The sequence below is a fragment of the Flavobacterium sp. genome (genome assembly GCF_023151265.1).
Classification (GTDB): domain Bacteria; phylum Bacteroidota; class Bacteroidia; order Flavobacteriales; family Flavobacteriaceae; genus Flavobacterium.
The window spans coordinates 1-11,073 of record NZ_JAKLJH010000090.1; the positions used below are offsets into that span (position 1 = coordinate 1).

General features: G+C 34.1%; 8 protein-coding genes. 7 read left to right on the plus strand and 1 reads right to left on the minus strand.

Annotated features, from left to right (window positions below; all coding sequences use genetic code 11):
- Window positions 1-593: electron transfer flavoprotein subunit beta/FixA family protein (locus tag L6Q46_RS09350; protein WP_291284079.1), on the minus strand; the 593-nt coding region annotated here is incomplete at its 3' end.
- 263 nt (window positions 594-856) lie between these two features.
- Here L6Q46_RS09350 and L6Q46_RS09355 point away from each other — a divergent pair.
- From L6Q46_RS09355 to L6Q46_RS09385, 7 genes are all read left to right on the plus strand, one after another.
- Entirely contained in the window at window positions 857-1,843 is a 987-nt protein-coding gene (locus L6Q46_RS09355; protein ID WP_291284085.1) for a pyruvate dehydrogenase complex E1 component subunit beta, read from the plus strand.
- A gap of 60 nt (window positions 1,844-1,903) precedes the next feature.
- A complete protein-coding gene (locus tag L6Q46_RS09360) occupies window positions 1,904-4,387 on the plus strand; it encodes a DUF5686 and carboxypeptidase-like regulatory domain-containing protein (RefSeq protein ID WP_291284080.1) in 2,484 nt (827 codons plus the stop codon).
- Entirely contained in the window at window positions 4,387-4,989 is a 603-nt protein-coding gene (locus tag L6Q46_RS09365) for a DNA-3-methyladenine glycosylase 2 family protein (protein WP_291284081.1), read from the plus strand. Before L6Q46_RS09360 ends, L6Q46_RS09365 begins: the two co-directional genes overlap by 1 nt.
- Before the next feature lie 94 nt (window positions 4,990-5,083).
- Window positions 5,084-5,614 (plus strand): inorganic diphosphatase, encoded by a 531-nt coding sequence (locus tag L6Q46_RS09370; protein WP_073582210.1) that lies wholly within the window; start codon window positions 5,084-5,086, stop codon window positions 5,612-5,614.
- Window positions 5,615-5,728: 114 nt separating this feature from the next.
- Window positions 5,729-8,317, plus strand: coding sequence for a sodium-translocating pyrophosphatase (locus L6Q46_RS09375; protein ID WP_291284082.1), 2,589 nt, complete (start codon window positions 5,729-5,731; stop codon window positions 8,315-8,317).
- 81 nt (window positions 8,318-8,398) lie between these two features.
- Window positions 8,399-10,660, plus strand: coding sequence for a family 20 glycosylhydrolase (locus tag L6Q46_RS09380; protein ID WP_291284083.1), 2,262 nt, complete (start codon window positions 8,399-8,401; stop codon window positions 10,658-10,660).
- Window positions 10,660-11,073: isoaspartyl peptidase/L-asparaginase (locus tag L6Q46_RS09385; RefSeq protein ID WP_291284084.1), on the plus strand; the 414-nt coding region annotated here is incomplete at its 3' end. The genes L6Q46_RS09380 and L6Q46_RS09385, both read left to right, overlap by 1 nt.

Here is an 11,073-nt window from a genome sequence, read left to right on the forward strand (position 1 = left end):
TTAGTTCTTGCCATCATAATACCTCTCATGTTTGGAATACGTAAATCTTTTTCTTCTACTAAACCTTTTTGACCACCAATAATTAATGGTAAACTTGCAGAAACGATTTCTTTTCCACCATCAATTTCTCTAGTTACTTTTGCGTCGTTTCCGTTTACATCGATACCAACACATGCATTTACGAAATTGTATCCTAACATAGCTGCCATCATTCCTGGAACCATTCCGCCATTGTAATCTAACGATTCTTTTCCAGCGATAACTAAATCAAAACCTCCATTTTTAACTACATCAGCTAATTGCTTTGCAACAAACATTCCGTCTGTTGGATTTGCATTAATACGAATTGCTTCGTCTGCTCCAATTGCTAATGCTTTTCTTAAAGTTGCTTCAGCGTCAGCTCCACCAACATTTACAACCGTAACATTTGCGCCTTGTTGCTCTTTAAACCAAATGGCTCTTGTTAAACCAAATTCGTCATTAGGATTAATTACAAATTGAACACCGTTAGTGTCAAATTCACTGTCACCATTGACAAAATTAATCTTTGAAGTAGTATCAGGTACGTGACTGATGCAAACTAATATTTTCATTTTTATGTATTTTGTTAGTGAATATTTTCAGTCCCAAAAATACAAAATAATTTCTAAATAAAAACTATGCACGCATAATAAATATGTTTTTCTTAGATAAATTAGCTTTTTTTTAGGAATAGTTTAATTACGGAGTTGTGTTTTGTGTTTTGATTGAATATTTTTAACGCTAAAACGTTTTAGTAGAAAGTGTTGCCATTTTTTTTAATAACGAATTGGAATAATTTTATTTTTCTTACTTTTGCCAATCATAATTCAAAGAAATTACTTTCATGAGAACGATACAATTTAGAGAAGCTATTTGTGAAGCGATGAGCGAAGAAATGCGTCGCGATGAATCAATATATTTAATGGGTGAAGAAGTAGCAGAATATAATGGAGCTTACAAAGCTTCAAAAGGGATGCTAGATGAGTTTGGACCAAAACGTGTAATTGATACTCCTATTGCAGAGTTAGGATTTGCAGGAATTGCTGTAGGTTCGGCTATGAACGGGAATCGTCCTATTGTAGAGTTTATGACGTTCAACTTCTCATTAGTAGGTATTGACCAAATTATCAACAACGCAGCAAAAATGCGCCAAATGTCTGCTGGACAATTTCCAATGCCAATGGTATTTAGAGGTCCAACAGCTTCTGCAGGTCAGTTAGGTGCTACTCACTCGCAAGCTTTTGAAAACTGGTTTGCTAACACTCCAGGTTTAAAAGTAGTAGTTCCATCTACAGTTTATGATGCTAAAGGGTTATTGAAATCGGCTATTCGTGATAATGATCCAGTTATTTTCATGGAATCAGAGCAAATGTATGGAGATAAAGGTGAAGTGCCAGAAGGAGAATACACGATTCCATTAGGAGTTGCCGATATCAAAAGAGAAGGAACTGATGTAACGATTGTTTCTTTTGGAAAAATTATCAAAGAAGCACATTTAGCTGCTGATGAATTAGCTAAAGAAGGTATTTCTTGTGAAATCATCGATTTAAGAACGGTTCGTCCTATGGATTATGATGCCATTATTAATTCGGTTAAAAAAACAAATAGATTAGTAGTTTTAGAAGAAGCGTGGCCATTTGCTTCAGTTGCTTCTGAGATTACTTATATGGTTCAAGAAAGAGCATTTGATTACTTAGATGCACCAGTTCAGAGAATTACAACAGCGGATGCTCCAGCGCCATATTCGCCAACTTTATTAAAAGAATGGTTGCCAAATTCTGAAGATGTAATTAAAGCTGTTAAAAAAGTTATGTATAAATAACAATTAACTTATTATATTTGAAGCTTCATCAGTAACTTTCTGATGAAGTTTTTTTTTCCTATGAAGACAAAAATAGTACTATTCTTTTTATTTCTGAGCTCAATGGTTATTGGGCAAACCAAGGTTGGTGGAAATGTAACTGACGAATTTGGTGATCCTATAGCTTTTGCAAATGTTATATTCAAAAACTCAAAAGAAGGAGTTATTACCGATGAAAATGGAAATTTCTACTTCGAATCTAAAGAAAATTATTCCACTTTAGTGGTTTCTTATGTGGGATTTGAAAAGAAAGAAATATCATTAAAACCTGGTTTAAATTCAGGTTTAAAAATTCAATTAAAGTCGGGAACGGAACTTAAAGAAGTGGTCATTTATACAGGAAAAACTTCTAAAAAGAACAATCCAGCGATTGATATATTGCGAAAAATTTGGGAACGTCGACGTAAAAACGGTCTAAAAATGTTCAAGCAATATGAGTATGACAAATACGAAAAGGTTGAATTTGACTTAAATACGATAGATTCCGCTTTCATGAACAGCAAAGTGTTTAAAGGAATGGAGTTTGTTTTTGATCAAATTGACACTTCAAGTATTTCTGGAAAAACCTATTTGCCAATTTTCATAAATGAAACACTAAGTGAAGTTTATGGTGATAATGAAGCGAAAAAAACAAAAGAAATTACAAAAGCTAATAAAAACTCTGGATTTGGTTCTGGAGATGGAGTAAATACATTCATCAAAGATTTATATGCCGATTTTGATATTTATGACAACTATCTAAAATTTTTCGATAAAGATTTCGTGAGTCCGTTATCAAGAACAGGAATCAACGTTTATAATTATGTATTAAATGATAGTATGTACATCGATAATAAATGGTGTTATAATATTGTGTACTATCCAAGACGTAAAAACGAATTGACTTTTAAAGGTGATTTTTGGGTAAACGATACCACTTTTGCTATCAAGAAAATCAATTTAGAAGCCAGTAAAAGTGCTAATATCAACTGGGTAAAAGAAATTTATATAGAGCAAGAATACGAAGTTTTGAACGATTCTGTTTTCTTATTGAAAAGAGATTATATGATGTCTGATTTTAGTTTTTCTAAAAAAGAAGAATCAAGAGGAGTTTACGGAAAAAGAACAACTTTAGCTAAAAATCATAAATTCGACATTAAAAAAGACGATAAATTTTACAAAGAAGAGGTTAATTTTTACGATAATGCGGTGTTTAATAAACCCGATGAGTACTGGGAAGAAAATAGATTCGAAGCTTTAAATAAGAATGAAGCGGGAATTTACAAAATGCTCGATACTTTAAAAGAAGTGCCACGCTTTAAACGAATTTACAGTCTTGCTTCAATTTTAGGGAGTGGATATATCGAAATTCCTAAGTGGAAAATGGATTACGGACCTATTTTTTCGACCTTCGGATATAATGATGTTGAAGGTCAAAGAATAAGAGTTGGTGGTAGAACTTATTTTGGTTCTCATGATAAGTGGCGTATTCAAGGCTACACGGCTTACGGATTTAGAGATAATCAATTCAAATACGGAATTTCGGGTAGATGGATGGTAAATCCTAAAAAAAGGTTGATTTTATCAGTAGGAAATCGTCGCGATGTAGAACAAATGGGTGTGAGTTTAACTACTTCTAATGATGTTTTAGGGCGAAGTTTTGCCTCATCAGCATTATTTGCAAGTGGTGTAAATAATCAATTAACTTCTGTAAATCTTACAACTTTAGGATTTGAAATTGAACCAGCAAAGAATTTTACTTTTCAAACGAATCTAACTTACAGAACATTAAAATCGGCTTCAAACGAATTTAGTTTGGATTATTATACCGATTTAACACAAACCGAAATAAAAAATGAAGTAAAACAATCAGAAATAAATTTAGTTGCAGAATATACTCCAAAACGCAAAACCGTAGGTTATGGTGTTGATCGTATGGATGTAGATTTCAATTATGCTCGAGTTTTTCTGAGTTATAGTCAGGGCTTAAAAGGAGTTTTAAATAGCGATTTTAATTATCAAAAATTACAACTTTATTACCGTCAACCTGCTTTAATAGGTGGTTTTGGTAGATTGTTTACCACTTTTGAAACGGGTAAAATTTTCGGAGAAGTACCTCTTGGTTTAATGGGAGTAATTCCTGGAAATCAATCATGGTTTGTAATCGAAAACACGTATAACTTATTAGATTACTACGATTTTGTAGCAGATGAGTATGCTTCATTGCATTTAGAGCATCATTTTAACGGTAGATTGTTTTCAAGAGTGCCGCTTTTAAGAAAATTAAATTTACGAGAAATCATTGGAATCAAAGGGGTTTACGGTAGAGTTTCTGATGAAAATGTAATGTTAAATGCTTCAGGGTTAACTTATGTTGCTCCAGAAGATATTTATTGGGAATACCATGCAGGTGTTGGAAATATTTTCAAAGTAATGCGTATTGATTTTGCTTGGAGAGGAAGTTACTTAGAAATGCCTGATGCTAGGAAATTTGCTATAAGAGCTTCATTTGGGTTCTATTTTTAATGGAAGAGGCAATTGCATATTTATACAAAAAAGACAAAGTTTTTAAACAAATAAGTCAGCAATTCGGCATTCCTGTTCAGCCAAAAAGGCCTCAAGGTTTTGAAACATTAGTGCTCTTAATTTTAGAACAACAAGTTTCTATAGATTCTGCAAAAGCTACTTTTAATAAGTTAAAGATTGCGATTCCTGATTTTTCAATTGAAAATGTATTTTCCTTTTCAGAAGAAGATTTTCGTTCTTGTGGCGTAAGTCGGCAAAAAACAAAATACATAAAAGCACTTGCTGAAGCCATTTTGTCAAAAGAATTAGATTTAGAAAGTTTAGCTTTTAAAGATGCTGATGTTGTTCGAGAAGAATTAATTAAAATCAAAGGCATCGGTAATTGGACAATTGATATTTATTTGATGTTTTGCCTTAATTCGTTGGATATAATTCCACTCGGAGATATTGCAGTAGTAAATACCATGAAAGAACTTTTAGATATTCATACGAAAGAAGAAATGGAAAGTTATGCTCAAAAATGGAAACCTTATCGCTCAGTAGCAACTTATTTTCTTTGGCATTATTACCTTGAAAAAAGAGGGAGAAAAATCACATATTAAATCTTTGTAAAATCTATACTTTTTTTGCAAAACTCTTTTGTTTCTCATGTTTTATAGTGGTAACTTTGCACCCGTTTTAAAAACATAAGATAAAATGACAGCAGATAAAATTACTACATTTGATGTATTGATTGAGATTCCAAGAGGAAGTAGAAACAAATACGAGTACGATTTTGAATTAAAAAGAATGCGTTTTGACAGAATGTTATTTTCGTCAATGATGTATCCAGCAGATTACGGATTTATTCCAGAAACGTTAGCATTAGATGGTGATCCATTAGATGTTTTGGTTTTAGTAAACGAACCAACTTTTCCAGGTTGTGTGATGGAAGTAAAACCAATTGGTGTTTTCCACATGGCAGACGATAAAGGTCCAGATGAAAAAGTAATTTGTGTACCAGTTTCAGATCCAATTTGGAATAAATTAAACGATTTAAGTGATGTAAATCCTCACTTAATTAAAGAAATCGAACACTTCTTCCAAGTGTACAAAGATTTAGAAAACAAAAAAGTTGACGTTGAAGGTTGGGGAGACGTTAATGAAGCAAAAGAAATTTTAGTGAAGTGCACTAAACGTTTCGAAGAATTAGAAAATAAACCAGAAGGATTATTTAGCATTAAATAATTTCTTTTTTTGAAATAAATAAAAGGCAGTATTTTTAATAAAATATTGCCTTTTTTGTTTTATTTTCTTAATATTACCATAAAATTAACAAACACCAAAACTAAATTATATTTTATGGAATCAATGATGATTTATGTTCCTATAGTCATGGCACTATTAGGATTGGCATTTATGGCTGCCAAACGCGCTTGGGTTCTTAAACAAGACGCCGGAGATGGAAAAATGAAAGAAATTTCAGATTACATCTACGAAGGAGCATTAGCTTTTTTAAAGGCTGAATATCGACTATTAGCGATATTTGTACTGATAGCTAGTGTTGTATTGGCAGGTATTACTTTTATACCAGGAGTTAAAACGCATTTATTAATAGTTGTAGCTTTCATTTTTGGAGCTATTTTTTCTGCTTTAGCAGGAAATATGGGGATGAAAATCGCCACAAAAACAAATGTTAGAACAACGCAAGCAGCTCGTACAAGTTTACCACAAGCATTAAAAGTTTCTTTTGGTGGTGGAACCGTGATGGGATTAGGAGTTGCTGGTTTAGCAGTTTTAGGATTAACAGGTTTCTTTATCGTGTTTTTCCAATTGTTCATGGGCGGAGTTTGGACAGATACTGATGGAATGACAGTTGTTTTAGAAACATTAGCTGGTTTTTCATTAGGTGCTGAATCTATCGCATTATTCGCACGTGTTGGAGGAGGAATTTACACTAAAGCTGCTGACGTTGGTGCAGACTTAGTAGGAAAAGTAGAAGCTGGTATTCCAGAAGATGATCCACGTAACCCTGCTACAATTGCAGATAACGTTGGTGATAACGTTGGAGACGTTGCCGGAATGGGTGCTGATTTATTTGGTTCGTATGTAGCAACCGTTTTAGCGGCAATGGTTCTAGGAAATTATGTAATTAAAGATATGGGTGGTAAAATCGATGACGCTTTTGGCGGAATTGGACCAATTTTATTACCAATGGCAATCGCAGGTTTCGGAATTTTATTCTCTATCATTGGAACAATGTTAGTCAAAATTTCAAGTGACGATGCTAAAGAAGCTCAAGTACAAAAAGCATTAAACATTGGAAACTGGGTTTCTATCGCTTTAACAGCCGTTTCTTGTTTCTTTTTAGTGAAATTCATGCTTCCTGAAGTAATGACAATGGAATTCTTCGGAGAAGGAGCACAAGAAATTTCAGCAATGCGTGTTTTCTACGCTACTTTAATCGGATTATTTGTTGGTGGAGCTATTTCATCAGTTACAGAATATTACACAGGATTAGGTACAAAACCAGTATTAGCAATTGTACAAAAATCTTCAACTGGAGCAGGAACTAACGTAATCGCTGGTTTAGCTACGGGTATGATTTCAACTTTCCCAACCGTATTATTATTCGGAGCTGCTATTTGGTCAACTTATGCTTTAGCAGGATTTTATGGTGTTGCTTTAGCAGCTTCTGCAATGATGGCTACAACAGCAATGCAATTAGCAATCGATGCGTTCGGACCAATTTCAGACAACGCAGGTGGAATCGCTGAAATGAGTGAATTACCAAAAGAAGTGCGTACTCGTACAGATATTTTAGATTCAGTAGGAAATACAACTGCTGCAACTGGAAAAGGTTTCGCAATCGCTTCTGCAGCTTTAACTTCGTTAGCTTTATTTGCTGCGTATGTAACGTTTACAGGAATTGATGGTATTAATATTTTCAAAGCTCCTGTATTAGCAATGTTATTCGTTGGAGGTATGATTCCAGTTGTATTCTCTGCATTAGCAATGAATTCTGTAGGTAAAGCTGCAATGGACATGGTGTACGAAGTACGTCGTCAGTTCAAAGAAATTCCAGGAATTATGGAAGGAACTGGTAAACCAGAATACGGAAAATGTGTTGAGATTTCTACAAAAGCGGCTTTACGCGAAATGATGTTGCCAGGAATTTTAACGATTGGTTTCCCAATTGCAATTGTATTATTAGGTAAATTAGTTTACGCAGATAACAACCAATTAATCGCTGAAATGTTAGGTGGTTATATGGCTGGAGTTACCGTTTCAGGTGTTCTTTGGGCAGTGTTCCAAAATAACGCTGGTGGAGCTTGGGATAACGCTAAAAAATCATTTGAAGCCGGAGTTATGATTAATGGTGAAATGACATACAAAGGTTCTGATGCACACAAAGCAGCTGTAACTGGAGATACTGTTGGAGATCCATTCAAAGATACTTCTGGACCATCAATGAACATTTTAATCAAATTAACGTGTTTGATTGGTTTAGTAATCGCTCCAATCTTAGGAGGTCATGGTGCTACAACTGAAAAAGGGGCTTGTTGTTCTGGAGACAAAAAAGAAATGGTTTGTACGGAAGGAAAATGTGATTTATCGAAATGGGCTACAATGACAAAAGATGAATGTGCAAAAATGTGTGAAGCTAACGGATGTTCAGATGAATGTAAAGAAAAATGCATGTCTCAATATGATGAAAATGGAAAATACATCGGAGAAGCAGCGCACGTTCACGGACCAAATTGCAACCATGACAAACATCAAGAAATCATTGATATTAAAGTTAAAAAAGAAAAAGAAGCTAACGGAAAAGTAAAAGCTACGGTTACTATTACTAAAAAAGTTGATGGTAAAGAAACTACTGAAGAAAAAGTTTTTGAAGGAGACGATTTAGAAGTTGAAGCAAAAATTGCTGAACTAGGAAAAAAATAAACTTTTTTGACACAAATAATGAAAACCGCTCAGTAATGTGCGGTTTTTTTATTTAATTTTAGCCAAACAAACACAACTCCAATGAAATATAAAATCTTGACTTTGTTGTTGCTTATTTCTGTAATTAGCGTAGCCCAACAAAATCTTAATTTAATTCCGAAGCCGCAAAACATTGAATTTCATTCTGGTTCTTTTGTTATGAACTCGAAAACAGTGATTCAAGCCGATAAAAATTCTTTTGAAGCAAAGTATTTACAACAAATCATAAAGCAACAATTAGGATTAAATTTAGAAATTACAACTTCGTCCAAAGAAAAGTCTAAAATTGTATTTTTAACTAAAATTATTGAAGAGAAAAAGTCTTTTAAGGAATGGTATAATTTATCAATTTCAAAGAATGAAGTGGTTGTAAAAGCAACTGAAGCTCATGGAATTTTCTACGGTATTCAAACATTAATTCAATTGCTTCCATTAGAAAAATCACTCGAAATTAAAATACCTTGTTTAAGTATAATCGACGAACCTAAATTCCAATGGCGCGGTATGCATTTAGACGTTTGTCGTCATTTCTTCCCAAAAGATTTCATCAAAAAATACATTGATTATTTAGCCATGTATAAAATGAACGCCTTTCATTGGCATTTAACCGATGATCAAGGTTGGCGCATCGAAATCAAAAAATATTCAAAATTAACCGAAGTCGGCGCTTGGCGAAACGGATCTATGGTTGGACATTACACCGACCAAACTTTTGACGACATTCGCTATGGCGGATTTTATACCCAAGAAGAAATCAAAGAAATTGTAGCTTACGCCAAAGAACGCCACATCACCATTATTCCTGAAATCGAAATGCCAGGTCACGCTTTAGCTGCTTTAGCGTCGTATCCTGAATTTTCATGTACTGGTGGACCTTTTGAAGTGGGAAAAACTTGGGGCGTTTTAGAAGATGTTTTTTGTCCAAAAGACGAAACGTTTACTTTTTTAGAAAATGTTCTAACAGAAGTTATGGATTTATTTCCTTCTGAATACATTCATATTGGCGGTGATGAATCTCCAAAAGTACGCTGGAAAAATTGTCCGCATTGTCAAAAAAGAATCAAAGATGAAAACTTAAAAGACGAACACGAATTACAAAGTTATTTCATCCAAAGAATTGAAAAATTTGTCAATAGTAAAGGTCGAAAAATCATCGGTTGGGACGAAATTCTCGAAGGTGGATTAGCACCAAACGCAGCCGTAATGAGTTGGCGCGGTACAGAAGGCGGAATTGCAGCAGCCAAACAAAAACATTTTGTAGTGATGTCGCCAGGTTCTCATTGTTATTTCGATCATTATCAAGGCGAACCTAAAAACGAACCGATTGCTTTTGGTGGTTATACCAATGTGGAAAAAGTGTATTCTTTTAATCCAATTCCAAAGGAACTTTCCGCATATGAATCGAAATATATTTTAGGTGCTCAAGCCAATCTTTGGACGGAATATATCAACACGCAAGAACATGCCGAATATATGGTTTTTCCAAGAATAGCAGCGCTTTCCGAAGTGGTTTGGGGAACATCAAATCCGAAAGAATATAAAGAATTCGAAAAAAGATTGATTTCACATTTTGAAATCTATGACAAAAAAGGAATCAATTACAGCAAAGCCATTTTTGAAGTAACTTCCAAAGTGCAACCTGCCGAACACGGAGTAGCATTCGAATTAAAATCAGCAAATCCAAACGGAATCAAATACACAACCGATGGCTCAGAACCGAATACGAATTCTATTTATTACGAAACACCAATTCTAGTTACTAAAAATCAAACCATAAGAGCGGCTTATTTCGAAAACGGAAAAGCAAAAAGTGCTACTATCGAGCAATCGTTTTTCATCACTAAATCAACTGGGAAAAAGATAGAATTGGTTCATCAACCACATGAAAATTATGGAATTGGTGGTCCTTTTACTTTGGTAGATGGAATGAAAGGAAATACTTCTAAATTTGGAAGAGATTGGTTAGGCTTTTGGGGAAAAGATATGAACGCTACAATCGATTTAGATAAAATAGAAACGATTTCAAAAATCAGTATTAATACCCTTTCATCAGAAGGAAGTTGGATTTATTATCCAAAAAGCATCGGAATTTCAGTTTCAAAAGATGGTAAAAACTACTATTCTATTACGATTGTTTCTTCTGAAGAAATTCATAAGAATAAAGGAAAAATTGTAGTTGAATTTGACAAACAAAATGTTCAATTTATAAAAGTTATTGCAGAAAACAACGGAATCATTTCAGATGGAAATCCAGGCGCAGGTTCCAACAGTTGGTTATTTGTAGACGAAATAAGTGTAGAATAATGACAAACAGAAGAAATTTTTTAAAGACAACCGCATTAGCAACTGCTGGCGTAGCGTTTCAAGCTTTCAATGGGAAATCTGAAGAAGCTGAAATCGATATCAATTCAGGAAAAGTGAATAAACCTATCGTACTTTCTACATGGAATTTCGGTTTGCAAGCCAACGAAGCCGCTTGGGAAGTGCTGAAAAATAAAGGTCGCGCTTTAGATGCTGTAGAAGCTGGCGTAAAAATTCCAGAAGGCGATCCAAATGAAAGAAGTGTCGGTTACGGCGGTCGCCCAGATAGAGATGGTCGCGTAACATTAGATGCTTGCATCATGGACGAATATTCAAATATTGGTTCGGTGGCGTGTTTGGAACATATTAAGCATCCTATTTCCGTTGCAAGAATGGTGATGGAAAAAACGCCTCAC